The sequence below is a fragment of the Kitasatospora sp. NPDC002965 genome (assembly GCF_040611255.1).
Classification (GTDB): domain Bacteria; phylum Actinomycetota; class Actinomycetes; order Streptomycetales; family Streptomycetaceae; genus Kitasatospora.
In genome coordinates, this window is sequence record NZ_JBEXNT010000033.1 from 41301 (window position 1) to 68235 (window position 26935).

Genomic DNA, 26935 nt, shown 5'->3' on the forward strand with positions numbered 1-26935 from the left:
TGCCCCGTTGCCCGGATCGTCCGGGCCAGGGTGAACAATGGGGTCGTGACCCGAGCCTCTCTGGACAAGCAGCCGCACGAAGTCGCCGCCATGTTCGACGACGTCGCGGCCAAGTACGACCGCACCAACGACGTGCTCTCCCTCGGCCAGGCCCGCGCCTGGCGCCGGGCGGTGGCCGAGGCCGTGGACGCCGGGCCGGGGGACCTCGTCCTCGACCTCGGGGCCGGCACCGGCACCTCCTCGCTGCCGTTCCGGGAGGCCGGGGCCGAGGTCGTCCCCTGCGACTTCTCGGTCGGCATGCTGACCGAGGGCAAGCGCCGCCACCCCGAGCTGGCGCTGACGGCCGGGGACGCCACCCGGCTGCCGTTCGCCGACGGCACCTTCGACTCGGTGACGATCTCCTTCGCGCTGCGCAACGTCCACGAGACCGAGGCGGCGCTGCGCGAGATGCACCGGGTCACCAAGCCCGGCGGCAAGCTGGTGATCTGCGAGTTCTCCACGCCGACCTGGACGCCGTTCCGGACGGTGTACACCGAGTACCTGATGCGCGCGCTGCCGCCGGTCGCCACCGCGGTCAGCAGCAACCCGGACGCCTACGTCTACCTCGCCGAGTCCATCCGGGCCTGGCCCGACCAGCCCGCTCTGGCGGGGCTGCTCCAGGAGGCCGGCTGGTCCAAGGTGGCCTGGCGCAACCTGACCGGCGGGATCGTCGCCCTGCACCGGGCGTACAAGGTCTGATCCCCGGGTCGGGCCGCCCCGGACCCGCCGGAGCCGACCGCGGTTCCGGCCGGGGCCCGGTCCGCAGCTCGTAGACTCGTCCAAGCCCAGCCGCGCCGGCCCCCGACGGCCGGCCGACCCCAGCAGGAGTGTGCCCACCGTGTCCGAGACCGCCGTCGACCTGAACGCAGGCGTTGTGGAGAGCACCGCGGACGTCATCGTGGTCGGCGCGGGCCCGGCCGGCTCCGCCACGGCGTACTACCTGGCCCAGGCGGGCCTGGACGTGCTGCTGCTGGAGAAGACCTCCTTCCCCCGGGAGAAGGTCTGCGGCGACGGACTCACCCCGCGCGCCACCAAGCAGCTCGTCGACATGGGCATCGACGTGTCGACCGCGAACGGCTGGCTGCACAACAAGGGGCTGCGGATCATCGGCGGCGGCGTCCGGCTGGAGCTGGACTGGCCCGAGCTGTCGGCGTTCCCCGACTACGGACTGGTCCGCAAGCGGGCCGACTTCGACGAGCTGCTCGCCCGTCAGGCCGAGAAGGCGGGCGCCCGGCTCCACGAGCGCTGCAACGTCAGCGGCCCGGTGCTGGACGAGCGGACCGGCCGGATCATCGGCGTCACCGCCCGGCTCGGCGAGGAGAAGCGGCCGGTGACCTTCCGGGCCCCGCTGGTGGTGGCCGCCGACGGCAACTCCACCCGGCTCTCGCTGGCCATGGGCCTGCACCGCCGCGAGGACCGGCCGATGGGCGTCGCCTACCGGACCTACTTCACCTCCCCGCGACACGACGACGACTACCTGGAGTCGTGGCTGGAACTGTGGGACACCCGCGGCACCGAGCGGAAGCTGCTGCCCGGCTACGGCTGGGTCTTCGGCATGGGCGACGGCACCTCCAACGTCGGCCTCGGCATCCTCAACTCCTCGCCCGCCTTCGGCGAGCTGGACTGGCGCGAGGTCCTCAAGGCCTGGTGCGCCAGCATGCCGGAGGAGTGGGGCTACACCCCCGAGAACATGACCGACCCGATCCGCGGTGCCGCGCTCCCGATGGCCTTCAACCGGCAGCCGCACTACACCCGCGGCCTGCTGCTGGTCGGCGACGCCGGAGGCATGGTCAACCCGTTCAACGGCGAGGGCATCGCCTATGCGATGGAATCCGGCCAGATCGCCGCCGGAGTCATCGTGCAGGCCCACGCCCGGCTGACCGACGCCGGCCGCGAGCGCGCCCTCCAGGCCTACCCGCGCATCCTCAAGGACGTCTACGGCGGCTACTACACGCTCGGCCGCGCCTTCGTGAAGCTCATCGGCAACCCGAAGGTCATGCAGCTCGCCACCCAGCGGGGCCTGACCCACCCCGTCCTGATGAAGTTCGTCCTGAAGATGCTGGCCAACCTCACCGACCCCCAGGGCGGCGACGCGATGGACCGCATCATCAACGGCCTCGCCAAGGCCGCCCCCAACGCCTGACCCACGGGCCGGCGGCCCCGTACCCCGGCGGCCCTTGACCCCGGCGGTACCGGATCCGGGCCCCGGCGGCCGGGAGCCCGAAGACTCCGGCGCCGTGGGCCACCCCGGGGTCAGCGCCGATCGGCCTCGGGCCGGTCCGCGTCCGGTCGAGCCGTCTCCGGTCGGCCGGTCGCGGGCTGACCTGTCGCGGGCCGCCGGCCGGCGGCGGAGCGGCGTTCGACGTAGGCGAGGCGTTCGGCGAAGACCCGGGCCGCGTCGGGGGTGAGCGTCCGGAGGGCGACCAGGGCCGAGAAGACGACGTCGCAGAGCTCGTGCTGGACGTCGTCCCAGGTGTGGGTGACGCCCTTGCGCGGGTTCTGACCGGTGGCGCCGATCACGGCGGCGCTCACCTCACCGACCTCCTCGGAGAGTTTGAGGATCCGGGCCAGCCGTTCCTCCTGCGGAGGGAGCGGGCTCTCCTCGTCGAGCCAGGTGACGAGGTGGTCGACGCTCTCCCAGATCCTGCTGTCCATGCGGTGCTGCTCCCGTACGGTGTCGATGGCGTGGTCCACCGTACGGGAGCGGTGGCGTGCGGCGGCCGACCGCGGTGGGGGCCGGGCGGGGCCGGGGCTGCGGACGGGGCCCCGGCGGGAGGTCAGCGCTTGGCGATCCGGACGTCGCGGATCTTGACGAAGAGGTTCGGGTAGCCGTCGCCGGGGTTGTTCTGGTCGTCCTCGCCCGCGGCGGCGATCTTCTGGAGGACGTCCAGCCCCGCGGTGATCCGGCCGAAGGGCGTGTAGGCGGGGGAGAGCTTGGTGTCCTTCCAGACGAAGAAGAACTGGCTGCCGTTGGTGTTCGGCCCGGCGTTGGCCATGGCGACGGTTCCGGCGGGGTAGGTGGCGCCCTCCAGGTTCTCGTCGGGGAACGAGTAGCCCGGGCCTCCGCTGCCGGTGCCGGTCGGGTCGCCGCACTGCAGGACGAAGATCCGCTGGGTGGTGAGCCGGTGGCAGTGGCTGCGGTCGTAGTAGTCGTGCTCGGCGAGGAACCGGAACGAGAACGTGGTGCAGGGGGCCTTGTCGGTCAGCGCCTGGAAGGTGATCGCCCCCTGGGAGGTCCTCAGCGTCGCGCTGTAGGGCTTGGCGGCCTTCTTGGCGTCGAAGACCGGGATGCCCTTGAAGTTGTCGGCCGGGACCGCCGGGGTGTAGGTGCAGGCGGCGCCGGCGGCGGTGCCGGTCGACGGGGTCTCCGCGACGGCGGTGCCGGTGCTCACGGCGAGCGGCAGGACGGTGGCGGCGGCGATCAACGCCCAGTGTTTCCGCTTCACTTGACGGGCCTTCCGGTGGATGGGGGACGGCTGCGTTGTCATGGCGACATCATCCATGGCGGGGTGGGGATCCGGTAGGGGTGGAATGCCGTTGATCGTCCGGCCTCCGGTGCGCGAGGATGGCGGACCCCTGCTCCGCCCCGACCGGACCCCGTGCCCGGTCGCCTGCTCGGCTCGTTGCTCAGCCCCGGGATCCGTCCGACGTCGTGCGGGACTCTCGTGTGCCGGTTCCCGTTCGCTCCGAAGAGGTCCTGCCCATGCGTGTTTCGTCGTCCGTTCTCCGAGATGTGCCGGTCCTGCTGGTGGCGGTGGTGTGGGGGTCGAGCTTCCTGGCGGTGCAGCGGGTGGCCGAGCCGGGGACGGTGGTGGCCATGCTGGTGCTGCGGTTCGGCCTCGTCCTGCCGTTGCTCGGGGTGTTCGCCTGGCGGGGGCTGCGGCGGATGGGGCGGGCGGAGTGGGCGGGCGGGGCGTCCCTGGGCCTCGTGCTCGGCGCGATCTTCCTCCTGGAGACCTTCGGCGCGGTCCACACCTCGGCGACCAACGCCGGCCTGATCATCAGCCTCACGATCGTGTTCACCCCGCTCGCGGAGAGCGTGCTCACCCGGACACCGCTGCCGCGCCCGTTCGTCGCGGCGGCCGGACTGGCGGTGGTGGGCATCGCCCTGCTCACCGGGGACGGCGGGCTGCGGGCGCCGGCGTCGGGTGACCTCCTGGTGCTCGGCGCGGCCGTGGTGCGGACGGTCAACGTCCTGGCCACCTCCCGGGTCCGGGCGATCCGGGACACCGACACGCTGGCCGTCACCTGGGTGCAACTCGCCACCGCGACCCTGGTGTTCGCCGTCGTCGCGCCCTTCACCGGGCCGCTGCCCTGGACGGTCGCCGCCGCGTACGGGCCGGCCGAGTGGGGCTGGCTGCTGCATCTCGCGCTGCTCTGCACGCTGTTCGCGTTCTTCGTGCAGATGTGGGCGGTCCGCACCACCTCGCCCTCGCGGGTCAGCCTGCTGCTCGGTACCGAACCGCTCTGGGCGGCGGTCTTCGGGATCACGCTCGCCGGCAACCACCTCGGCCCGCTCGCCCTGGCGGGCGGCGCCCTCGTCCTGGTCGCCACCGAGTGGGGGCGCCGGACCGCGGTGGCACCGCTCCGGGAGGGCGCGCCCGCAGGACGCGCGGGGGAGCCGGGTGCGGGGGAGTCGGACGCCGGGGGGTCGGGTGCGGCGGGGCCGGACGTGGAGACGGCGCCGGAGCGGGCCTCGGCCTGACCGACGGGCGCGGCCGCGGACGTCCGGCCGCCGCCGTACACCGCCGTACACCGCCGTACACCGCCGTACACCGCCGTACACCGCCGTACACCGTGCGGGCGGGCGCCTTCCGGTGCCCGCCCGCACGTCTCCGTGCCCGCCCGCCGGTACCGTCCGCGCCCCAACTCGGCTTCCCGTTCGCGCGCTTGTGAACGAAGGGTCAAGCGGGCGTTCGGGAGGCCGCCACCCCTGCGGGTGAGCCGACATAACACGTCAACCCGACGCTCTGAAATTTGCCCCGGACCGCGCATAGTTGATATAGGAGCGCGGCTCTGACCTGCCGCTTCGCAGATAAATGCGACGGGTTGTGATCGTTTGACTTCTTTGTGTCGACAACTCTCGCCATGTTCACTTTCGCCACCATTCGAGAGGTGGCGGAGATCACAAAGATCGTCTTGAACTGCGTGTCGCAGATCACAAGCTGACGGGCATAGGATGCGCTCGTTCCAGGCTTTGTGAACTGCCTCACATGAGGTGGATCACGGGAACTGGAACACCGGGTTCACCGCAGTGTGACCCGTCGGTTCCGATCTGCAGTCAAGGACGACTGGACGGAGGGAGCGGGGGCTATGAATGCCTACGCGCCGATCCTCGTACTCGGTGCCATCGCGGCGGCGTTCGCGGTCGGCTCCGTCGTGATGGCCTCACTGACCGGGCCCAAGCGGTACAACCGGGCCAAGTTGGAGGCGTACGAGTGCGGCATCGAACCGACCCCGCAGCCCGTGGGCGGCGGTCGGTTCCCGATCAAGTACTACCTGACGGCGATGCTCTTCATCGTCTTCGACATCGAGATCGTCTTTCTCTATCCGTGGGCGGTGAGCTTCGACGCCCTGGGGATCTTCGGACTGGTCGAGATGCTCCTGTTCATCGCCACTGTCTTCGTTGCGTACGCCTACGTCTGGCGGCGCGGCGGTCTGGAGTGGGACTGAGCCTGGAGCGGGACCGGGTGCCGGGCGGCCGCCGGAGCTTGTGAACGGGCGGACAAAGCCTGAACGGGCGGATGAACCACAGGACTTGAGGGCATTGAGAGGGATCTGATGGGAATCGAGGAGAAGCTGCCGAGCGGCTTTCTGCTCACGAGCGTGGAGACGGCCGCCGGCTGGGTGCGCAAGGCGTCGCTCTTCCCGGCCACCTTCGGGCTCGCCTGCTGCGCGATCGAGATGATGACCACGGGCGCGGGCCGCTACGACCTGGCCCGGTTCGGCATGGAGGTCTTCCGGGGCTCGCCCCGGCAGGCCGATCTCATGATCGTGGCAGGTCGCGTGAGCCAGAAGATGGCCCCGGTGTTGCGCCAGGTGTACGACCAGATGGCCAACCCGAAGTGGGTCATCTCGATGGGCGTCTGCGCCTCGTCGGGGGGGATGTTCAACAACTACGCGATCGTGCAGGGCGTCGACCACATCGTCCCGGTCGACATCTACCTGCCGGGCTGTCCGCCCCGCCCGGAGATGCTGATGGACGCGATCCTGAAGCTGCACGACAAGATCCAGCACGAGCCGCTCGGCGCGAACAAGCGCCGTGCCGAGGAGTTGGGCGAGGCGCTCGCGCTGCAGGCCACCCCGGTGAGCGAGATGCGGGGGCTGCTGCGATGAGCGACCAGGTACCCGAGACCCGGCGCGAGGAGCCGCGCCGCGAGATCCCGGTCGAGGTGGTCGGGCGCCGGCAGGGCATGTTCGGCGCCCAGGGCAGTGGTGACACCTCCGGCTTCGGCGGGCTGGTCGCCCCGATCGCGCTGCCGCCGGCCAGCGGACGCCCGTACGGCGGCTGGTTCGACGAGGTGGCCGACGAGCTGGAGGGCGCACTGGAGGAGCAGGGGCTCGACCCGGCCGACGTGATCGAGAAGACCGTCGTCGACCGTGCCGAGCTCACCTTCCACATCGCCCGCGAGCACCTGCTCCGCACCGCCCGCACCCTGCGCGACGACCCGGCCCTCCGCTTCGAGCTCTGTCTCGGTGTGAGCGGCGTGCACTACCCGGGCGACTCCGGGCGCGAGTTGCACGCGGTCTACCACCTGCGCTCGATCACCCACGGCCGGCTGATCCGGCTGGAGGTCACCGCACCGGACGCCGACCCGCGCGTCCCGTCCGTGGTGAGCGTCTACCCGACCAACGACTGGCACGAGCGCGAGGCCTACGACTTCTTCGGGCTGGTCTTCGAGGACCACCCGGCGCTCACCCGGATCATGATGCCGGACGACTGGCTGGGCCACCCGCAGCGCAAGGACTACCCGCTCGGCGGCATCCCCGTCGAGTACAAGGGCGCCCAGATCCCGGCGCCCGACCAGCGGAGGTCGTACAGCTGATGAGCACCCAGCACTACGAAGAGGCGCACCAGGAGGCGGCGGAGGCCGCAGCCCGGGAGACCACCGAGGGCCGGGTCTTCACGGTCACCGGCGGTGACTGGGGCGAGGTGGTCGAGGCCGTCGGCCGGGCCGACGACGAACGCATCATCGTCAACATGGGTCCCCAACACCCGTCCACCCACGGCGTGTTGCGACTCATCCTGGAGATCGACGGCGAGACGGTGACCGAGGCCCGCTGCGGCATCGGCTACCTCCACACCGGCATCGAGAAGAACATGGAGTTCCGCAGCTGGGTCCAGGGCACCACCTTCGTGACCCGCATGGACTACCTGACTCCGCTGTTCAACGAGACCGCCTACTGCCTGGCGGTCGAGAAGCTGCTCGGCATCACCGACGACGTCCCGGACCGGGCCAGCGTCATCCGCGTCCTGATGATGGAGCTCAACCGGATCTCCTCCCACCTGGTCTGCCTGGCCACCGGCGGCATGGAGATCGGCTCCACCACGCTGATGATCTACGGCTTCCGGGACCGCGAACTGATCCTGGACGTCTTCGAGCTGGTCACCGGCCTGCGGATGAACCACGCGTACGTCCGCCCCGGGGGCCTCGCCCAGGACCTCCCGCCCGGCGCGGTGGACCAGATCCGCGAGGCCGTGAAGACCATCCGCTCCCGGATGCACGAGTACGACAAGCTCGCCACCGGCAACCCGGTCTTCAAGGCCCGCCTGGTCGACGTCGGCTTCCTCGACCTGCCCGGCTGCCTCGCGCTCGGCGCCACCGGTCCGATCCTGCGCGCCACCGGCCTGCCCCACGACCTGCGCAAGACCGACCCGTACTGCGGCTACGAGAACTACGACTTCGAGGTCGCGGTCGCCGACGGCGCCGACTCCTACGGCCGCTTCCTGATCCGCCTGGAGGAGATGAAGGAGTCGCTGCGGATCGTCGAGCAGTGCCTGGACCGGCTCCGCCCCGGCCCGGTCATGGTGGCCGACAAGAAGATCGCCTGGCCGGCCCAGCTCGCCGTCGGCCCGGACGGGATGGGCAACTCGCTCGACCACATCCGGAAGATCATGGGCACCTCGATGGAGGCCCTGATCCACCACTTCAAGCTGGTCACCGAGGGCTTCCGGGTCCCGGCCGGCCAGGCGTACGCGGCCGTCGAGTCACCCAAGGGCGAGCTCGGCGTGCACGTGGTCAGCGACGGCGGGACGAGGCCGTACCGGGTCCACTTCCGGGACCCGTCGTTCACCAATCTGCAGACGATGGCGGCGATGTGCGAGGGCGGCCAAGTGGCCGACGTGATCGTCGCGGTGGCCGGGATCGACCCGGTGATGGGAGGCGTGGACCGGTGACAGACGTCCAGTTGGGGATGCCGGCGCTGCCGGCCGGGCCGTACCCCGAGGAGGTGCACGCCAGGCTCGCGGCCGACGCGAAGGAGCTGATCGGGCGCTACCCGGTGGCCCGGTCCGCGCTGCTGCCGCTGCTGCACCTGGTGCAGTCCGAGGAGGGCTTCGTCAGCCCGACCGGCATCCGGTTCTGCGCCGAGCAGTTGGACCTCACCACCGCCGAGGTCACCGCCGTCGCCACCTTCTACACCATGTACCGGCGCCGGCCCGCGGGCGAGTACCACGTCGGGGTCTGCACCAACACGCTCTGCGCGGTGCTCGGCGGAGACCAGATCTTCGAGGAGCTCCAGCAGCACCTCGACGTCACGAACAACGAGACCACCGAGGACGGCCGGATCTCGATCGAGCACATCGAGTGCAACGCGGCCTGCGACTACGCGCCCGTGGTGATGGTCAACTGGGAGTTCTTCGACAACCAGACCCCGGAGAGCGCCAAGCAGCTGGTCGACGACCTGCGGGCGGGCCGGGAGGCCCGGCCCACCCGGGGTGCCAAGCTCTGCTCCTTCAAGGAGACCGCCCGCATCCTGGCCGGCTTCCCGGACGAGCGCACCGGGGCCGTCGACGAGTCCGGCGCCGGCGGCGCCCCCTCGCTGGCCGGCCTGCGGCTGGCCCGCGGTGAGGCCCTGCCCGGCACCGGCGGTACCCGCGTCGTCTCGCCCCGTCACGAAGGGACCGAAGCGTGATGACCTCCGCCGAGCCGGCCGAGAAGCTGCTCACCCCGGTGCTCTCCGCCTCCTGGGACGACACCAGGCCCTGGACCCTCGCCACCTACCGCCGCCACGCCGGGTACGAGGGGCTGAAGGCCGCCCTCGCGATGGCCCCGGACGAGGTGATCGCGCTGGTCAAGGACGCCGGCCTGCGCGGTCGCGGCGGCGCCGGTTTCCCCACCGGCATGAAGTGGCAGTTCATCCCCCAGAACGACGGCAAGCCGCACTACCTGGTGGTCAACGCGGACGAGTCGGAGCCGGGGACCTGCAAGGACATCCCACTGCTCTTCGCCAACCCGCACTCGCTGATCGAGGGCATGATCATCGCGTCCTACGCGATCCGCTGCGACCACGCCTTCATCTACCTGCGCGGCGAGGTCGTCCCGGTGCTGCGCCGGCTGCAGGCCGCCGTCGCCGAGGCGTACGAGGCCGGGCTGCTCGGCAAGGACGCCCTCGGACCCGGCCTGGACCTGGACATCACCGTCCACGCCGGCGCCGGCGCGTACATCTGCGGCGAGGAGACGGCCCTGCTCGACTCGCTGGAGGGGCGCCGCGGCCAGCCGAGGCTGCGCCCGCCGTTCCCGGCCATCGCCGGTCTCTACGCCTGCCCGACGGTGGTCAACAACGTCGAGTCGATCGCGTCGGTGCCGCCGATCCTGGCCAAGGGCAAGGAGTGGTTCAAGGGCCTGGGCACCGAGAAGTCCCCCGGCTTCACGCTCTACTCGCTCTCCGGCCACGTCACCAACCCCGGCCAGTACGAGGCCCCGCTGGGCATCACCCTGCGCCAGCTGCTCGACATCAGCGGCGGCATCCGGTCCGGCCACCGGCTCAAGTTCTGGACCCCGGGCGGTTCCTCCACCCCGATGTTCACCGACGAGCACCTCGACGTCCCGCTCGACTACGAGGGGGTCGGCGCGGCCGGCTCGATGCTGGGCACCAAGGCGCTGCAGATCTTCGACGAGACCACCTGCGTGGTCCGTGCGGTCACCCGCTGGACGGAGTTCTACGCCCACGAGTCCTGCGGCAAGTGCACCCCCTGCCGCGAGGGCACCTACTGGCTGGTCCAGCTGCTCCGGCGGATCGAGGCCGGCGAAGGCGTCGCGGGGGACCTCGACAAGCTCCTCGACATCGCCGACAACATCAACGGCAAGTCCTTCTGCGCGCTGGGGGACGGTGCGGCCAGCCCGATCGTCTCCTCGCTCCAGCACTTCCGGGCCGAGTACGAGCAGCACCTCGCGGAGCGCCGCTGCCCCTTCGACCCGACCGCCTCCACCGTCTGGGCCGACGGCCCCCGCCCCGGCCACCAGTCCGCCACCGAAAGGGAGGTGCACGCGTGACGATCACAGAGCCAGCCACCTCCAAGGCCGCGGTCGAACTGGTCACGCTCACCATCGACGGCGTCGAAGTGCAGGTCCCCAAGGGGACGTTGGTGATCCGGGCCGCCGAGCAGGTGGGCACCCAGATCCCGCGCTTCTGCGACCACCCGCTGCTCGACCCGGCCGGCGCCTGCCGCCAGTGCATCGTCGAGATCGAGGGCCAGCGCAAGCCGGTCGCCTCGTGCACCATCCCGGTGGCCGAGGGCATGGTGGTCCGGACGCAGGTCAGCTCGCCGGTCGCCGAGAAGGCGCAGCGCGGCGTGATGGAACTGCTGCTGATCAACCACCCGCTGGACTGCCCGGTCTGCGACAAGGGCGGTGAGTGCCCGCTGCAGAACCAGGCGATGTCGACCGGTGACACCGACTCCCGTTTCGAGGGGATGAAGCGCACCTACGAGAAGCCGGTCCCGATCAGCACCCAGGTGCTGCTGGACCGCGAGCGGTGCGTGCTCTGCGCCCGCTGCACCCGCTTCTCCCAGCAGATCGCCGGCGACCCGTTCATCGACCTGGTCGAGCGCGGCGCGCTCCAGCAGGTCGGTACCGGTGAGGGTGACGACTTCGCGTCGTACTTCTCCGGCAACACCATCCAGATCTGTCCGGTCGGCGCCCTCACCTCGGCGGCTTATCGTTTCCGCTCCCGCCCGTTCGACCTGGTCTCGTCGCCGAGCGTCTGCGAGCACTGCTCGGCGGGCTGCGCCCAGCGCACCGACCACCGGCGCGGCAAGGTGCTCCGCCGGCTGGCCGGCGAGGACCCGGCGGTCAACGAGGAGTGGAACTGCGACAAGGGCCGGTTCGCCTTCCGCTACGCCCAGCAGCGTGACCGGATCACCACCCCGCTGGTCCGCAAGGACGGCGAACTGGTCACCGCCTCCTGGCCGGAGGCGCTGGCGAGGGCGGCCGAGGGACTGCGCGGCGCCCGGGCCGGCGTGCTGACCGGCGGCCGGGTCACCGTCGAGGACGCCTACGCGTACGCGAAGTTCGCCCGCGTGGTGCTCGGCACCAACGACGTGGACTTCCGGTCCCGCCCGCACAGCGGTGAGGAGGCGGACTTCCTGGCCGCCGCCGTCGCCGGCCGCGGCGTCGACGTGGACGGCACCGGCGTCTCCTACGACGAGCTGGAGGCGGCGCCGGGCGTGCTGCTCGCCGGCCTGGAGCCGGAGGAGGAGTCGCCGATCGTCTTCCTGCGGCTGCGCAAGGCGAGCCTCGCCCGCGGACTGCGGGTCTTCTCGATCGCCACGCACGCGTCCCGGGGCCTGGCCAAGCTGCGCGGTGCGCTGCTGCCGGCGGCCCCCGGCACCGAGGCCGAGTGGCTGGCGGCGCTCGCCGCCGACGAGCCGCTCAACGACGACGCGGGCCGGGCCGCCGAACTGCTCCGCACCCCGGGCTCGGTCATCCTGGTCGGTGAGCGGCTGTCCGCCGCCCCCGGCGCGCTCACCGCGGTGCTCCGGCTGGCGCACGCCACCGGTGCCCGGATCGCCTGGGTCCCGCGTCGGGCCGGCGAGCGCGGTGCGGTCGAGGCGGGTGCGCTGCCCGGTCTGCTGCCGGGCGGCCGTCCGGTCGCCGCCCCGGCGGCCCGGGCCGAGGCCGCCGCCGCCTGGGGAGTGGCCGAACTCCCCTCCCGGCTGGGCCGGGACACCGAGCAGATCCTCGCGGCCGCCGCCCACGGCGAGCTGGACGCGCTGCTGGTCGGCGGCGTCGACCCGGACGACCTGCCCGACCCGGCGCTGGCCGAGGAGGCGCTGGCCGCCGCACGGTTCGTGGTGTCGCTGGAGCTGCGGCCGTCCGCCGTCACCGCGCACGCGGACGTGGTGCTGCCGGTCGCCGCCGTCGCCGAGAAGGCCGGCACCTTCCTGGACTGGGAGGGCCGGGTGCGGATGTTCGAGGCCGCGCTCAAGCCGGACCAGCAGATGGGCCGGCACCTGCACCCGGACCTGCGGGTGCTGACCATGCTCGCCGACGCGCTGGGCCACCGGCTGGGGCTGCCCGACGTCCGGGCCGTCCGGTCGGAGCTGGACCGGTTCGCGCCCTGGACCGGTGACCGTCCGGCCGCCCCGGCGGCCCACCCGGGTCTGCTGCCGAGGCCGGCCGCCGGCCAGGCGGTCCTGGCCGGATGGCGGCTGCTGCTCGACCGCGGCACCCTCCAGCAGGGTGACCCGCACCTGGCCGGCACCCGGCACCCGGCGGTCGCCCGGATCTCGCCGACCACCGCAGAGGAGCTCGGCGCCGACGGCCCGCCCGTCGCGCTGCGGCTGACCGGCCCGGCGGGCTCGCTCGTCCTGCCGCTGGAGATCACCAAGGAGATGCCGGACCGCACGGTCTGGATCCCGCTCAACTCCACCCCGGGCGGCGCCTACCGCGCGCTCGGCACCACCATCGGCCACCTGGTCACCATCGCCGCGGCGGAGGCCATCGAGCCCGACGAGGAGGAGAAGTGAGTCTCGCCGCACTCGACGTCTCGGCGTTCGACGCCGCCGCGTCCCTGCTCGCGTCCCACGACGTCACCGCGTCCGCGGCGGCGGCCCAGGAGGTCGCCGCGTACGGGACGCTCGGCTTCTTCGGGCGCGACCCCTGGTGGCTGGTGCTGCTCAAGGCGGTCTTCTGCTTCGCCTTCCTGGTCGGCACGGTGCTCGTGGCGATCGTCTGGGAGCGCAAGGTGGTGGCCTGGATGCAGCTGCGCATCGGGCCCAACCGGCACGGCCCGTGGGGCCTGCTGCAGTCGCTCGCCGACGGGGTGAAGCTGGCGCTCAAGGAAGACCTGGTGGTCAAGAACGCCGACAAGGCGGTCTACATCCTGGCCCCGATCGTCTGCGCCATCCCCGCCTTCATGGCCTTCGCGGTGATCCCGTTCGGTCCGGCCGGTGACGAGGTGTCGATCTTCGGCACCCGGACGCCGCTCCAGCTGACCGACTTCCCGGTGGCGCTGCTCTACATCCTGGCCACCGCCTCGGTCGGTATCTACGGCATCGTGCTGGCGGGCTGGTCCTCCGGCTCGACGTACCCGCTGCTCGGCGGGATCCGCTCCTCGGCCCAGATGATCAGCTACGAGATCGCGATGGGCCTGTCCTTCGCGGCGGTGTTCATCTACTCGGGCTCGATGTCCACGTCGGAGATCGTCTCCTCGCAACAGCCGACCTGGTTCGCGGTGCTGCTCCCGGTGTCGTTCATCGTCTACATCATCGCGATGGTCGGGGAGACCAACCGGGCGCCGTTCGACCTCCCGGAGGCCGAGGGCGAGCTGGTCGGCGGCTTCAACACCGAGTACTCCTCGCTGAAGTTCGCGATGTTCATGCTCGCCGAGTACGTGAACATGGTGACCGTGTCGGCCGTCGCCTCCACGCTGTTCCTGGGTGGCTGGCGGGCTCCCTGGCCGGTCTCCACCTTCTGGGAGGGCGCCAACCACGGCTGGTGGCCGATGCTCTGGATCATCCTCAAGATCCAGCTGCTGCTCTTCTTCTTCATCTGGCTGCGCGGCACCCTGCCCCGGCTCCGCTACGACCAGTTCATGAAGCTGGGCTGGAAGGTGCTGATCCCGGTCTCGCTGGTCTGGCTGGTGATGGTGGCCAGTGTCCGGGCCCTGCGCAACGAGGGCTACGAGTTCGGCCAGGTGGTGCTCTACGTCGGAGCCCCGGTCGGCGTCCTCCTGCTGCTCGGCCTGCTCCGGGACGTCGTGCAGCGCAAGCCCGAACCCGAACAGGCCGCCCCGGAACCCGTGTTCGACCCGATGGCGGGTGGGTACCCGGTGCCGCCGCTGCCCGGTCAGCAGCTTCCGCCGGTCCCGCGCCGGCGCAGCCGCGCCCCGAAGCAACTCCAGGACGCCCTCAACGGGGCCGACCATTCCGAAGGGAGCTGAACCGAGATGTCGTCCGACCAGAACGCCCGGGCCGACCGGCCCGAACCGACCGAGAAGCCGTCCGTCCTCGGGCCGGCCGCCGGCTTCGGCGTGACCTTCAAGGCCATGTTCAAGAAGCGGCTCACCGAGCAGTACCCGGAGCAGAAGAAGCCCACCGCTCCGCGCTTCCACGGCCGCCACCAGCTGAACCGGCACCCGGACGGTCTGGAGAAGTGCGTCGGCTGCGAGCTCTGCGCGTGGGCCTGCCCGGCCGACGCGATCTACGTCGAGGGCGCCGACAACCGGGACGACGAGCGCTACTCGCCCGGTGAGCGGTACGGCGCGGTCTACCAGATCAACTACGCGCGCTGCATCCTCTGCGGTCTCTGCATCGAGGCCTGTCCGACCCGCGCGCTCACCATGACCAACGAGTACGAGCTGGCGGACTCCTCCCGCGCCGACCTCATCTTCACCAAGGAACAGCTGCTGGTCGGCCTCTCCGAGGGCATGGTCGACAGCCCGCACTCGATCTTCCCGGGCACCGACGAGGGTGCGTACTACCGGGGCGAGATCACCGCGGCGGCGCCCGGGACGGTCCAGCAGGAGCGCACCGACCGGGAGAGGGAGGAGCTGTCGTGACCACCGCCCCCGCCACTCTCGCCGCCGTCACGGGCGCGACCTCCACCGGTGAGGCCGTGCAGTTCTGGGTCCTCGCGGTGATCGCCGTCGGCGGCGCGCTCGGCATGCTGCTGATGAAGAAGGCCGTGCACAGCGCGCTCTGCCTGGCCGCCACCATGCTCGCCCTGGCGGTCTGCTACATGGCCCAGGGCGCGGTCTTCCTGGGCGTGGTGCAGATCGTCGTCTACACCGGCGCGATCATGATGCTCTTCCTCTTCGTGGTGATGCTGGTCGGCGTGACCAGCGCGGACTCGCTGAAGGAACAGCTGAAGGGCCAGCGGTTCGCCGCCGTGTTCTGCGGCCTGGGCTTCGGGGTGCTGCTGCTCGCCGGGGTCGCCAACGCCAAGCTGGACACCTTCGTCGGCCTCGGCGAGGCCAACGCCGAGGGCAACGTCCAGGGCCTGGCCCGGCTGATCTTCACCAAGTACGTCTGGGCCTTCGAGGTCACCGGCGCACTGCTGATCACCGCCGCGATCGGCGCCATGGTGCTGACCCACCGCGAGCACGTGAAGCCGCCGAAGACCCAGCGCGAGCTGGCCGACCAGCGGGTCAGGGACAACCTCCAGCTCCCGCCGAAGCCGGCGCCCGGCGTCTACGCCCGGCACAACGCGGTCGACATCCCGGCCCTGCTGCCGGACGGTTCCATCGCCGAGGACTCGGTGATGGCGACCCTCCGCGAGCGCGGCCAGATCCGCGACGTCAGCCACGAGATGCTGGCGCGGATGGCCGAGCTGGAGTCCGCCACCGCCGACTGGCTGGGCCGCCCGCCGTCCGAGCGCCCGCCGGTGACCGGCCCGCGCAAGGCGCTGGAGCAGCCGGAGAACCGGCGCAGGACCCTTGAGCCGGTCCCGAACAACCACCCGGCACCCGACCACGACGAGGAGGGGGCGGAGTGAATCCGGTCAACTACCTCTATCTCTCCGCCCTGTTGTTCACCATCGGCGCCTCCGGTGTACTGCTCCGGCGGAACGCGATCGTCCTGTTCATGTGCGTCGAGCTGATGCTCAACGCCTCCAACCTGGCGCTGGTCACGTTCTCCCGCCTGCACGGCAACCTGGACGGCCAGATCATCGCGTTCTTCACCATGGTGGTCGCGGCGGCCGAGGTCGTCGTCGGCCTCGCCATCATCGTCTCCATCTTCCGGACCAGGCACTCCGCTTCGGTCGATGACAGCAACCTCATGAAGCTGTAGGCGGAGGGCCTTCGGTGAACTCACTCATTCCGCTGCTGGTCGCGGCTCCGCTGGCCGGCGCCGCCCTGCTCCTGCTCGGCGGCCGGGTATTCGACCGGTTCGGCCACTGGCTGGCCACCGCGCTCGCCGCCCTCTCCTTCGGCTTCGGCGTCGTCCTCTTCTCGGACATGCTGGGCCGGGAGGCCGAGGACCGCGCGCTCACCGAGCACCTGTTCAGCTGGATCCCGGTGAACGGCTTCCAGGCCGACATCGCCTTCCGGCTCGACCAGCTCTCGATGACCTTCGTCCTGCTGATCACCGGCGTGGGCACCCTGATCCACCTCTACTCGGTGGGTTACATGGCGCACGACGAGCGCAGGCGCCGGTTCTTCGCCTACCTGAACCTCTTCCTGTCGGCCATGCTGCTGCTGGTGACCGCCGACAACTACCTCCTGCTGTACTTCGGTTGGGAGGGCGTCGGGCTCGCCTCGTACCTGCTGATCGGCTTCTGGCAGCACAAGCCGAGCGCCGCCACCGCCGCGAAGAAGGCGTTCATCGTCAACCGCGTCGGTGACATGGGCCTCTCGATCGCGATCATGCTGATGTTCGTCGAGTTCGGCTCCTTCGCGTTCGAGCCGGTCTTCGGCGCCGCGGACCAGGCGAGCGAGGGCAAGCTGACCGCGATCGGCCTGATGCTGCTGCTCGCGGCCTGCGGCAAGTCCGCCCAGGTGCCGCTGCAGTCCTGGCTCGGGGACGCCATGGAGGGTCCGACCCCGGTCTCCGCCCTGATCCACGCGGCCACCATGGTGACCGCCGGCGTCTACCTGATCACCCGTTCCGGGGCGATCTTCAACCTGGCGCCGGACGCCCAGACCGCCGTGGTGGTGGTCGGCACGGTCACCCTGCTGTTCGGGGCGATCGTCGGTTGCGCCAAGGACGACATCAAGAAGGCGCTGGCCGGCTCGACCATGTCGCAGATCGGCTACATGATCCTCGCGGCCGGCCTCGGCCCGATCGGCTACGCCTTCGCGATCATGCACCTGGTGACCCACGGCTTCTTCAAGGCGGGGCTCTTCCTCGGCGCCGGGTCGGTCATGCACGGCATGAACGACGAGGTGAACATGCGTCACTACGGCGGTCTGCGGAAGTTCATGCCGATCACCTTCGTGACCTTCGGCCTCGGCTACCTGGCGATCATCGGGTTCCCCGGCCTCTCCGGGTTCTTCTCCAAGGACAAGATCATCGAGGCGGCCTTCGCCAAGGGCGGCACCGAGGGCTGGATCCTCGGTCTCTGCACCCTGCTCGGCGCCGCCGTCACCGCGTTCTACATGACCCGGGTGATGATCCTGACGTTCTTCGGCGAGCGCCGCTGGCAGCCGGACACCGAGGGCAACGACCCGCACCCGCACGAGTCCCCGAAGACGATGACCGCCCCGATGATCGTGCTGGCCTTCGGCTCGGTCTTCGCCGGTGCGATCTTCGCCTACAACAGCTCCTTCGTCACCTGGCTGGAGCCGGTCACCGGCCACTCCCACGGCGACTCGCCGCTCGGCGAGCTCACCGTCACCCTGCTCACCACCGCCTGCATGGTGGTCGGCGTCGCGGTCTCGTACCTGGTGTACGGCCGCTCCGCCGTCCCGGTGGTGCCGCCGTACGGCTCCCCGCTCACCCGGGCCGCCCGTCGGGACCTCCTCCAGGACGACTTCAACCACGCCGTCCTGGTCCGCCCCGGCTCGGCGCTCACCGCGGCGCTGGTCTACTTCGACAGCCGCGGCCTGGACGGCTTCGTCAACGGCCTGGCCGCCACCATCGGCGGCATCTCCAGCAGGCTGCGCCGGATCCAGAACGGCTACGTCCGGTCGTACGCGCTCTCCATGTTCGGCGGCACGCTGGTGCTGGTCGCCACGACTCTCCTGATGAGGTCCGTCTGATGGATTGGGATTACACACACCGTCGGGAGGTCCGGACATGAGCGCCCTGCTCACCGCCACGTGTGCCGTCCCGGCGGCCGGCGCGGTGCTCACCGCCGCCCTGCCCGCCGGGTCCACCGACGCCAGGCGGCGCACCACCAAGACCGTCGCGCTGGTCGTCTCCGCCGTCACCCTGGCGCTGGCCGTCGCGGTGACCGCGCAGTTCGACCCGGAGGGCGCGCGCTACCAGCTGACCGAGTCGTACAGCTGGATCCGCTCCTTCGGCATCACCTTCTCGCTCGGCGTGGACGGCATCGGCGCGGTCCTGGCCCTGCTCACCGCCGTCCTGGTACCGATCGTGATGCTCGCCTCCTGGCACGACGCCGACCCGGCGCCCGCCGGCCCGGACGGCACCTTCGAGAACAGGCGGCGCACCCAGGGCTTCTTCGCCCTGATCCTGGCGGTGGAGGCGATGGTCATCGTCTCCTTCTACGCCACCGACGTCTTCCTGTTCTACGTCTTCTTCGAAGCCATGCTGATCCCGATGTACTTCCTGATCGGCGGCTTCGGCGACCGGGCGGGCGGACCGGAGTCCGCCCGTCAGCGGTCCTACGCGGCCGTCAAGTTCCTGCTGTACAACCTGCTCGGCGGCCTGGTCATGCTGGCCGCGGTGATCGGCCTGTACGTGATCGCGCAGGAGCAGGGCTTCGGCACCTTCGACCTGCAGACGCTGACCGGCGCGATCGCCGAGGGCCGGCTCCAGCTCAGCGGCACCGCAGAGAAGGCGCTCTTCCTGGGCTTCTTCTTCGCCTTCGCCGTGAAGGCCCCGCTCTGGCCGCTGCACACCTGGCTGCCGAACGCGATGGGCGAGTCCACCGCCGGGACGGCCGTCCTGATCACCGCCGTGGTGGACAAGGTCGGCACCTTCGCGATGCTCCGCTTCTGCCTCGGACTCTTCCCGGACGCCTCGAAGACCTTCGCCCCGGCGATCCTTGTCCTCTCGGTGATCGGGATCATCTACGGCGCGCTGCTGGCGATCGGCCAGAAGGACATCAAGCGGCTGGTCGCCTACGCCTCGATCTCGCACTTCGGCTTCATCATCATGGGCATCTTCGCGATGACCAGCCAGGGCCAGAGCGGCGCCACCCTCTACATGGTCAACCACGGCATCTCCACCGCCGCGTGGATGCTGGTGGCCGGCTTCCTGATCTCCCGTCGCGGCTCGCGGCTGATCGCCGACTACGGCGGCGTCCAGAAGGTCGCCCCGGTGCTCGCCGGGACGTTCCTGATCGGCGGACTGGCCACCCTCTCGCTGCCCGGACTCGCCCCCTTCGTCAGCGAGTTCCTCGTCCTGGTGGGCACCTTCACCCGGTACCCCGCGGTCGGCATCGTCGCCACCTTCGGCATCGTGCTCGCCGCGCTGTACGCGCTGCTGCTGTACCAGCGCACCATGACCGGCCCGGTCAAGGCCGGGGTGGGCGGCATGCCGGACCTCAAGGTGCGCGAGCTCGTCGTCGTCACGCCGCTGCTGGCACTGACCGTCCTGCTCGGCGTCTACCCGAAGCCGCTCACCGACATCGTCAACCCGGCGGTCGACGCGACCCTCTCGCAGGTCCACCAGACCGACCCGGCGCCGGTCCACCCGGTCGCCGCCGACAACGCCACCGGCCACGGGACCTCCGGCAACGGGGCACCCGGGAGCGGGTCCGCCACCCCAGGAGGTGAGCACAAGTGAGCACCACCGGATGGCTCGCCGCCGCCGGCGGCAACACCCAGAGCATCCCCGCGCCGCATGTCGAGTACGGCCAGCTCTCGCCGATGCTGGTGGTGTTCGGCACCGCCGTGGCCGGCATCCTGCTGGAGGCCTTCCTGCCCCGCCGGTACCGGCACCGGGCCCAGGTCGTCCTCGCCCTGGTCGGTCTGGTCGGCGCGTTCACCGCCGTGGTGGTGCTCGCCTCGCAGGGCTACGGCTCCACCAAGTTCGACCTGCTCGCGATGGGCGCGGTGGCCCTGGACGGCCCGGCGCTCTTCCTCCAGGGCGTGATCCTGCTCGTCGCGGTGGTCGCGGTGCTGACCTACGCCGAGCGCGGCCTGGAGCCGAAGGCCGGGGGCGAACCGGCCGACGCGTTCGCGTCCCAGGCCTCCGCCACCCCCGGCGGTGAGCAGGAGCGCGCCGCGATCCGGGCCGGCTTCGCCACCAGCGAGGTCTTCCCGCTCACCATGTTCGCGGTCGGCGGCATGCTGCTCTTCCCCGCCGCCAACGACCTGCTGACCATGTTCGTCGCGCTGGAGGTCTTCTCCCTCCCGCTCTACCTGCTCTGCGCGCTGGCCCGGCGCCGCCGGCTGCTCTCCCAGGAGGCGGCGGTCAAGTACTTCCTGCTCGGCGCCTTCGCCTCGGCGTTCTTCCTGTTCGGCACCGCCCTGCTGTACGGGTTCGCGGGCACCGTGCGGCTCGGCGAGATCTCGGACGTCATCTCCGGCAAGGCACTGGCCACCCCGGCGCTGCTCTCCACCACCCAGAACGACGCGCTGCTGCTGGTCGGCCTGGCGCTGCTGGCGGTCGGCCTGCTCTTCAAGGTCGGCGCGGTGCCGTTCCACTCCTGGACCCCGGACGTCTACCAGGGCGCGCCGACCCCGGTCACCGGCTTCATGGCCGCCGCGACCAAGGTGGCCGCGTTCGGTGCGGTGCTGCGACTGTTCTACGTGGCCTTCCCCGCCCTGCGGCTGGACTGGCGGCCGGTGATGTGGGGGGTGGCGATCCTCACCATGGTGGTCGGCGCGGTCCTGGCCGTCACCCAGCAGGACGTCAAGCGGCTGCTCGCCTACTCCTCGATCGCGCACGCCGGGTTCATCCTCACCGGCGTGATCGCCACCAACAAGCAGGGCCTGAGCTCGGTGCTCTTCTACCTGCTGGCGTACTCCTTCGTGACGCTCGGTGCCTTCGCCGTGGTCACCCTGGTGCGCGACTCCAAGGGCGAGGCGACCCACCTGTCGAGCTGGGCCGGCCTGGGCCGGCGTTCGCCGCTGGTCGCGGCGGTCTTCGCGCTCTTCCTGCTGGCCTTCGCGGGGATCCCGCTCACCTCCGGCTTCACCGGCAAGTTCGCGGTCTTCCAGGCCGCCGCGGCCGGCGGGGCCACCCCGCTGGTGATCGTCGGTGTGCTCAGCTCCGCGGTGGCGGCGTTCTTCTACATCAGGGTCATCGTGCTGATGTTCTTCTCGGACCCGCAGCCGGGCGGTCCGACCGTCGCCATCCCGAGCGCCTTCACGGCGACCGCGATCGCCATCGGGGTCCTCGCCACGCTCGGCCTCGGACTGCTCCCGCAGTACTTCCTGGACCTGGCGTCGAAGGCCTCGATCTTCGTCGGCTGAGCGCGAGCCGAGCGCTCACCGGCCGTCCGGGCCGCGCCCCTTGCGCGCGGCCCGGACGCGTCGTCCCGGCATCCCCGCTGGCCAGCGCGGACGCCCCGACCATGACAGACCCGCACGCCCGTGCAGTGATCCACTCGCGACCGGATACCCTGCCTGTATGGCCAGCGGCGGCACTCAGGGACCAGGCCGCTAGATCGACCAGGGACAGAGGAGTGGTCTTCGTGACCGTCGTGGGACCCTTTGGGCTCAGCGTGCAGGACCGCGATCTGACCCGCGACGTCCAGGCCGGGATGGACGCGGTGGAGGTCGCGCTCGCCGAGGCAGTGAAGAGCGACGTCCCGTTCATCACGGTCACCGCCAGCCACCTCATGGCCGCCGGCGGCAAGCGGTTCCGCCCGCTGCTGGTGCTGCTCGCCGCCCAGTTCGGCGACGCCAACGCCCCCGGTGTCGTCCCGGCCGCCGTCGTCGTCGAGCTCACCCACCTCGCCACGCTCTACCACGACGACGTCATGGACGAGGCCCCGGTGCGCCGCGGCGCCGCCAGCGCCAACTCGCGCTGGGACAACTCGGTCGCCATCCTCACCGGCGACTTCCTCTTCTCCCGCGCCTCGCAGGTGCTCGCGGACCTCGGCCCCGAGGCGGTCCGCGTCCAGGCCGACGCCTTCGAGCGGCTGGTCACCGGTCAGATCCTGGAGACGGTCGGCCCGGCCGCGGACGCCGACCCGCTCCGCCACTACCTCGACGTGCTGGCCGGCAAGACCGGTTCGCTGATCGCCGTCGCCTGCCGGATAGGAGCACTGCTGGCCGGTGCCGAGCCCTGGGTGATCGACACCCTCAGCGCCTACGGCGAGCGCATCGGCATCGCCTTCCAGCTGGCCGACGACGTCCTGGACATCGCCAGCGACGGCCACGAGTCCGGCAAGACCCCCGGCACCGACCTGCGCGAGGGCGTGCCGACCCTGCCGACCCTGCTGCTGCGCCAGATGCCGGCCGACGGCGCCGACCCGTCCGACGCACGACTGCGCGAGCTGCTCAACCGCGACCTCAGCGGTGACGACGAGCTGCACGCCGAGGCACTGCGGCTGCTGCGCCGCCACCCGGCGCTGGAGCGCGCGCGCCGGGAGACGCTGCGGCACGCCGAGGAGGCCCGCGCGCTGCTCGACCCGCTGCCGGACGGCCCGGCCAAGGAAGCGCTCCAGGCGCTCTGCGACTCGGTGGCCATCCGCACCATGTGAGGCCGGTGCGGGCTTGCCCGTACGGCCGGCGTCCGCTGCCCCCGCGGTCGGCGCGAATTCCCGACCGGCCGCCCCGGGGCGCGCGCGGATGGGGGAGACTGACCTTCGTCAGCTCCGCCCGCACTCCGCCCATCCGGAAGGCCGCCATGCTTCGCGTCGTCATCGCCGAGGACTCCGTACTTCTGCGGGAGGGCCTGACCCGGCTGCTCACCGACCGCGGCCTGGAGGTCGTGGCGGGCGTCGGGGACGGCGACGCCCTGATCAAGACCGTCCACGACCTCGCCGCCGCCGACGCGCTGCCGGACGTGGTGGTCTCCGACGTCCGGATGCCGCCCGACCACACTGACGAGGGCCTGCGCGCCTGTGTCACGCTCCGTGGTCTCTACCCGGCCCTGGGCGTGCTGGTGCTGTCGCAGTTCGTCGAGGAGCGCTACGCCTCCGAACTGCTGGCCGGATCCACCCGGGGCGTCGGCTACCTGCTGAAGGACCGGGTCGCCGAGGTCCGCGAGTTCGTCGACGCGGTGGTCCGGGTGGCCGAGGGCGGAACCGCCCTGGACCCCGAGGTCGTGCAGCAGCTGCTCAGCCGCAGCCGCAAGGGCGACGTGCTGGCCGGGCTGACGCCCCGCGAGCGCGAGGTGTTGGGGCTGATGGCCGAGGGGCGGACCAACACCGCAGTGGCGAAGCAGCTGGTCGTGTCGGAGGGGGCGGTGGAGAAGCACGTCAGCAACATCTTCCTCAAGCTCGGCCTCGCGCAGAGCCCCGGCGATCACCGCCGCGTGCTGGCAGTGCTCACTTATCTGAATTCCTGAATGGACCGCCCCCCGGCCGGGTGTGCATTCTCGAACACTTTGTTGGCATTCGAACCGACCTTCTCCGTCCGGGCATGGGCCGGGCCGCCCCCTGTGTTGTACCGGTATGCGGCGGTGATTTTCCGCCGCATCGGGTAGTTCCGTCCCAGGCAATCCTTACCCGCATAGGATGCGAGAGGTGCACCAGGCGGACGGGGCACACGGCTCACGCCCGCGGCTGGTGCCCACGAGGAGGTCCGCGGCAGTGACCAGTCAGGTCGATCAGTCAGAAGCAGTGGACGGCTCGGACGGCGACGAGGGCCGGTCCGGGCCCGGCGGTGGCCGCTCCGGCGGTGCCGTGCCGGTCGGTCCACAGCCCGGGCGCGCCAAGCCGATCCGCAAGTTGGACCGGGTGATCATCAGATTCGCCGGAGACTCCGGCGACGGAATGCAGCTCACCGGCGACCGTTTCACCTCCGAGACGGCGTCCTTCGGCAACGACCTCTCCACCCTGCCCAACTTCCCGGCCGAGATCCGCGCACCCGCCGGAACCCTGCCGGGCGTCTCGTCCTTCCAGCTCCACTTCGCCGACCACGACATCCTGACCCCCGGGGACGCGCCCAACGTCCTGGTGGCGATGAACCCGGCCGCGCTCAAGGCCAACCTGGCGGACCTCCCGCGCGGCGCGGAGATCATCGTCAACACCGACGAGTTCACCAAGCGCGCGCTGGCCAAGGTCGGTTACGGGGCGAACCCGCTGGACGACGGCTCGCTGGAGGCCTACCACCTGCACAAGGTGCCGCTCACCACGCTCACCCTGGAGGCGCTCAAGGACAGCGGACTGGCCCGCAAGGACGCCGAACGGGCGAAGAACATGTTCGCGCTCGGCCTGCTCTCCTGGATGTACCACCGGCCGACGCACAACACCGAGACCTTCCTCCGCAGCAAGTTCGCCAAGAAGCCCCTGATCGCCGAGGCCAACATCGTCGCCTTCCGGGCCGGGTGGAACTTCGGCGAGACGACCGAGTCGTTCGCGGTCTCCTACGAGGTGTCGCCGGCCAAGCTGCCGCCCGGCCGCTACCGCAACATCTCCGGGAACCTGGCCCTGTCCTACGGACTGATCGCCGCCGCCAGGCGCTCCGGGCTGCCGCTCTACCTGGGCTCGTACCCGATCACCCCGGCCTCGGACATCCTGCACGAGCTCAGCAGGCACAAGAACTACGACGTGCGCACCTTCCAGGCCGAGGACGAGATCGCCGGCATCGGTGCGGCGCTCGGTGCGGCCTTCGGCGGTGCGCTCGGCGTGACCACCACGTCCGGCCCGGGTGTGGCGCTGAAGAGCGAGACCATCGGCCTGGCCGTCTCGCTCGAACTGCCCCTGCTGGTGGTCGACATCCAGCGTGGCGGGCCGTCCACCGGCCTGCCGACCAAGACCGAGCAGGCCGACCTGCTGCAGGCGATGTTCGGCCGCAACGGTGAGGCCCCGGTGCCGATCGTGGCCCCGGCCACCCCGGCCGAGTGCTTCGACGCGGCGCTGGAGGCGGCCCGGATCGCGGTCACCTACCGCACCCCCGTCTTCCTCCTGTCGGACGGCTACCTGGCCAACGGATCCGAGCCCTGGCGGATCCCGGAGGTCGACGAACTTCCCGAGATCGCACCGGACTTCGCCACCGGCCCGAATCGCGAGGACGGCACCTTCTGGCCGTACCTGCGCGATCCGCAGACGCTGGCCCGGCCGTGGGCGGTCCCCGGAACGCCCGGTCTGGAGCACCGGATCGGTGGCATCGAGAAGCAGGACGGCACCGGCAACATCTCCTACGACCCGGCCAACCACGACTTCATGGTCCGCACCCGCCAGGCCAAGGTGGACGGCATCACCGTCCCCGAGGCCGAGGTCGACGACCCGTCCGGCGAGGCCCGGGTGCTGGTCATCGGCTGGGGTTCGACCTACGGCCCGATCACGGCGGCGGTCCGCCGGGTCCGGGCGGACGGCGGCGAGATCGCCCAGACGCACCTGCGCAACCTCAACCCCTTCCCCGCCAACCTCGGCACGGTGCTGCGGAGTTACGACAAGATCATCGTTCCGGAGATGAACCTCGGCCAGCTGGCGCTGCTGCTGCGCGCCAAGTACCTGGTGGACGCCCAGTCCTACAACCAGGTGCGCGGACTTCCTTTCAAGGCTGCCCAGTTGGCGGACGTGCTGTGGGCGGCCATCGGCAACCTGGACGAGGAGGACAACCGATGACCAGGCAGTTCCCCTCGTTGAAGTTGGTGCCGAAGGCCGACGCGCCGCAGACCGCCAAGGAGTTCAAGACCGACCAGGAGGTGCGCTGGTGCCCCGGGTGCGGTGACTACGCGATCCTGGCCGCGGTACAGGCGTTCATGCCGGAGCTGGGGATCAGACGGGAGAACACCGTCTTCGTCTCCGGTATCGGCTGCTCGTCCCGCTTCCCGTACTACATGAACACCTACGGGGTGCACTCGATCCACGGCCGCGCGCCGGCGATCGCCACCGGGCTGGCCTCCTCCCGGCGCGACCTCAGCGTCTGGGTGGTGACCGGCGACGGTGACGCGCTCTCGATCGGCGGCAACCATCTGATCCACGCGCTGCGCCGGAACGTGAATCTGAAGATCCTGCTGTTCAACAACCGCATCTACGGCCTGACCAAGGGGCAGTACTCGCCCACCAGCGAGCTCGGCAAGATCACCAAATCCACGCCGATGGGTTCGCTGGACGCCCCGTTCAACCCGCTCTCCCTGGCGATCGGTGCGGAGGCGAGCTTCGTCGCCCGCACCATCGACTCCGACCGCCAGCACCTCCAGTCGGTGCTGCGGGCGGCGGCCGAGCACGAGGGCACGGCTCTGGTCGAGATCTACCAGAACTGCAACATCTTCAACGACGGCGCCTTCGAGGTGCTGAAGGAGGCCGGCACCCGTGACGAGGCGCTGATCCGCCTGGAGGACGGACAGCCGATCCGCTTCGGCACCGACGGTGCCCAGGGCGTCTTCCGCGGTGCCGACGGCGAGCTGTTCGTCGACGCCGTCACCGCCTCCAACGAGTCCGCCGTCCTGGTCCACGACGCCCACGCCGCCAGCCCGGCCACGGCGTTCGCGCTCTCCCGGATCGCCGATGCGGACACCCTGCACCACACCCCGATCGGTGTGCTGCGGAGTGTCCGCCGCCCCGTGTACGACGAACTGATGACCAGCCAGCTGGTCGCCGCGGCCGCCCAGCAGGGTCCGGGCGACCTCGCCGCACTGCTCGCCGGCAACGACACCTGGACGGTCGACTGAGCGCGGGCCCCGCATGACGGAGCGACGCCCCCGGCGCAGGTTGGCGCGGGGCTTCTCCCGGTCGGCCTCGATCTTGCGGCGCATCAG

23 protein-coding genes are annotated in these 26935 nt (G+C 70.9%); 21 read left to right on the forward strand and 2 right to left on the reverse strand.

Annotated features, from left to right (window positions below; translation table 11 throughout):
- Positions 1-45: 45 nt before the first annotated feature.
- Together ABZY91_RS15940 and ABZY91_RS15945 are read left to right on the forward strand one after the other, a co-directional pair.
- Positions 46-738: a demethylmenaquinone methyltransferase gene (locus tag ABZY91_RS15940; RefSeq protein WP_329952967.1), complete on the forward strand. Its 693-nt coding sequence runs from the start codon at positions 46-48 to the stop codon at positions 736-738.
- A gap of 160 nt (positions 739-898) precedes the next feature.
- A complete protein-coding gene (locus ABZY91_RS15945) occupies positions 899-2182 on the forward strand; it encodes a geranylgeranyl reductase family protein (protein WP_355402858.1) in 1284 nt (427 codons plus the stop codon).
- A gap of 110 nt (positions 2183-2292) precedes the next feature.
- Here the strand turns inward: ABZY91_RS15945 and ABZY91_RS15950 are convergent, their stop codons facing one another.
- Both ABZY91_RS15950 and ABZY91_RS15955 read right to left on the reverse strand, forming a co-directional pair.
- Positions 2293-2694, reverse strand: a complete 402-nt coding sequence (locus ABZY91_RS15950; RefSeq protein WP_329883288.1) for a MazG-like family protein — start codon at positions 2692-2694, stop codon at positions 2293-2295.
- A gap of 122 nt (positions 2695-2816) precedes the next feature.
- The gene (locus ABZY91_RS15955) at positions 2817-3527 is read right to left on the reverse strand and encodes a peptidylprolyl isomerase (RefSeq protein ID WP_355402833.1); all 711 of its coding nucleotides are present in this window, start codon (positions 3525-3527) and stop codon (positions 2817-2819) included.
- A gap of 215 nt (positions 3528-3742) precedes the next feature.
- On the opposite strand from ABZY91_RS15955, the gene ABZY91_RS15960 reads away from it, so the two are divergent.
- The 19 genes from ABZY91_RS15960 (at position 3743) to ABZY91_RS16050 (ending at position 26848) form a co-directional block, all read left to right on the forward strand.
- On the forward strand, positions 3743-4744 hold the full coding sequence (locus tag ABZY91_RS15960) for a DMT family transporter (protein WP_355402835.1): 1002 nt from the start codon (positions 3743-3745) through the stop codon (positions 4742-4744).
- Between the two features lie 608 nt (positions 4745-5352).
- The gene (locus tag ABZY91_RS15965) at positions 5353-5712 is read left to right on the forward strand and encodes an NADH-quinone oxidoreductase subunit A (RefSeq protein ID WP_014137597.1); all 360 of its coding nucleotides are present in this window, start codon (positions 5353-5355) and stop codon (positions 5710-5712) included.
- 108 nt (positions 5713-5820) lie between these two features.
- Positions 5821-6375 carry an NADH-quinone oxidoreductase subunit B gene (locus ABZY91_RS15970; RefSeq protein ID WP_266271098.1) on the forward strand — a complete coding sequence of 185 codons (555 nt, stop codon included), beginning with the start codon at positions 5821-5823 and terminating at the stop codon, positions 6373-6375.
- Entirely contained in the window at positions 6372-7085 is a 714-nt protein-coding gene (locus ABZY91_RS15975; protein ID WP_329952970.1) for an NADH-quinone oxidoreductase subunit C, read from the forward strand. Before ABZY91_RS15970 ends, ABZY91_RS15975 begins: the two co-directional genes overlap by 4 nt.
- Positions 7085-8437: an NADH-quinone oxidoreductase subunit D gene (locus ABZY91_RS15980; protein ID WP_355402838.1), complete on the forward strand. Its 1353-nt coding sequence runs from the start codon at positions 7085-7087 to the stop codon at positions 8435-8437. Before ABZY91_RS15975 ends, ABZY91_RS15980 begins: the two co-directional genes overlap by 1 nt.
- Positions 8434-9174: an NADH-quinone oxidoreductase subunit NuoE gene (gene nuoE, locus ABZY91_RS15985; protein ID WP_329883293.1), complete on the forward strand. Its 741-nt coding sequence runs from the start codon at positions 8434-8436 to the stop codon at positions 9172-9174. The genes ABZY91_RS15980 and nuoE overlap by 4 nt, the downstream gene beginning before the upstream one ends.
- Positions 9174-10535, forward strand: coding sequence for an NADH-quinone oxidoreductase subunit NuoF (gene nuoF, locus ABZY91_RS15990; RefSeq protein WP_329883294.1), 1362 nt, complete (start codon positions 9174-9176; stop codon positions 10533-10535). Before nuoE ends, nuoF begins: the two co-directional genes overlap by 1 nt.
- On the forward strand, positions 10532-13009 hold the full coding sequence (locus ABZY91_RS15995; protein ID WP_355402841.1) for an NADH-quinone oxidoreductase subunit G: 2478 nt from the start codon (positions 10532-10534) through the stop codon (positions 13007-13009). Before nuoF ends, ABZY91_RS15995 begins: the two co-directional genes overlap by 4 nt.
- Positions 13006-14424 carry an NADH-quinone oxidoreductase subunit NuoH gene (nuoH, locus tag ABZY91_RS16000; RefSeq protein ID WP_329883296.1) on the forward strand — a complete coding sequence of 473 codons (1419 nt, stop codon included), beginning with the start codon at positions 13006-13008 and terminating at the stop codon, positions 14422-14424. Before ABZY91_RS15995 ends, nuoH begins: the two co-directional genes overlap by 4 nt.
- A gap of 6 nt (positions 14425-14430) precedes the next feature.
- On the forward strand, positions 14431-15042 hold the full coding sequence (gene nuoI, locus ABZY91_RS16005) for an NADH-quinone oxidoreductase subunit NuoI (RefSeq protein WP_329883297.1): 612 nt from the start codon (positions 14431-14433) through the stop codon (positions 15040-15042).
- The gene (locus ABZY91_RS16010) at positions 15039-15977 is read left to right on the forward strand and encodes an NADH-quinone oxidoreductase subunit J (RefSeq protein ID WP_329952973.1); all 939 of its coding nucleotides are present in this window, start codon (positions 15039-15041) and stop codon (positions 15975-15977) included. Before nuoI ends, ABZY91_RS16010 begins: the two co-directional genes overlap by 4 nt.
- A complete protein-coding gene (gene nuoK, locus ABZY91_RS16015) occupies positions 15974-16273 on the forward strand; it encodes an NADH-quinone oxidoreductase subunit NuoK (RefSeq protein WP_329883299.1) in 300 nt (99 codons plus the stop codon). The genes ABZY91_RS16010 and nuoK overlap by 4 nt, the downstream gene beginning before the upstream one ends.
- Before the next feature lie 14 nt (positions 16274-16287).
- Positions 16288-18183, forward strand: coding sequence for an NADH-quinone oxidoreductase subunit L (nuoL, locus tag ABZY91_RS16020; protein WP_329883300.1), 1896 nt, complete (start codon positions 16288-16290; stop codon positions 18181-18183).
- Between the two features lie 37 nt (positions 18184-18220).
- Positions 18221-19897 (forward strand): NADH-quinone oxidoreductase subunit M, encoded by a 1677-nt coding sequence (locus ABZY91_RS16025; RefSeq protein WP_355402845.1) that lies wholly within the window; start codon positions 18221-18223, stop codon positions 19895-19897.
- Entirely contained in the window at positions 19894-21531 is a 1638-nt protein-coding gene (gene nuoN / locus ABZY91_RS16030) for an NADH-quinone oxidoreductase subunit NuoN (RefSeq protein WP_329952975.1), read from the forward strand. Before ABZY91_RS16025 ends, nuoN begins: the two co-directional genes overlap by 4 nt.
- A 221-nt stretch (positions 21532-21752) precedes the next feature.
- Positions 21753-22766 (forward strand): polyprenyl synthetase family protein, encoded by a 1014-nt coding sequence (locus tag ABZY91_RS16035; protein WP_329883303.1) that lies wholly within the window; start codon positions 21753-21755, stop codon positions 22764-22766.
- 146 nt (positions 22767-22912) lie between these two features.
- Positions 22913-23575: a response regulator transcription factor gene (locus tag ABZY91_RS16040; protein WP_329952976.1), complete on the forward strand. Its 663-nt coding sequence runs from the start codon at positions 22913-22915 to the stop codon at positions 23573-23575.
- Positions 23576-23819: 244 nt separating this feature from the next.
- On the forward strand, positions 23820-25799 hold the full coding sequence (locus ABZY91_RS16045; protein ID WP_355402848.1) for a 2-oxoacid:acceptor oxidoreductase subunit alpha: 1980 nt from the start codon (positions 23820-23822) through the stop codon (positions 25797-25799).
- Entirely contained in the window at positions 25796-26848 is a 1053-nt protein-coding gene (locus ABZY91_RS16050; protein ID WP_355402850.1) for a thiamine pyrophosphate-dependent enzyme, read from the forward strand. The genes ABZY91_RS16045 and ABZY91_RS16050 overlap by 4 nt, the downstream gene beginning before the upstream one ends.
- The last annotated feature ends 87 nt before the right edge of the window (positions 26849-26935 follow it).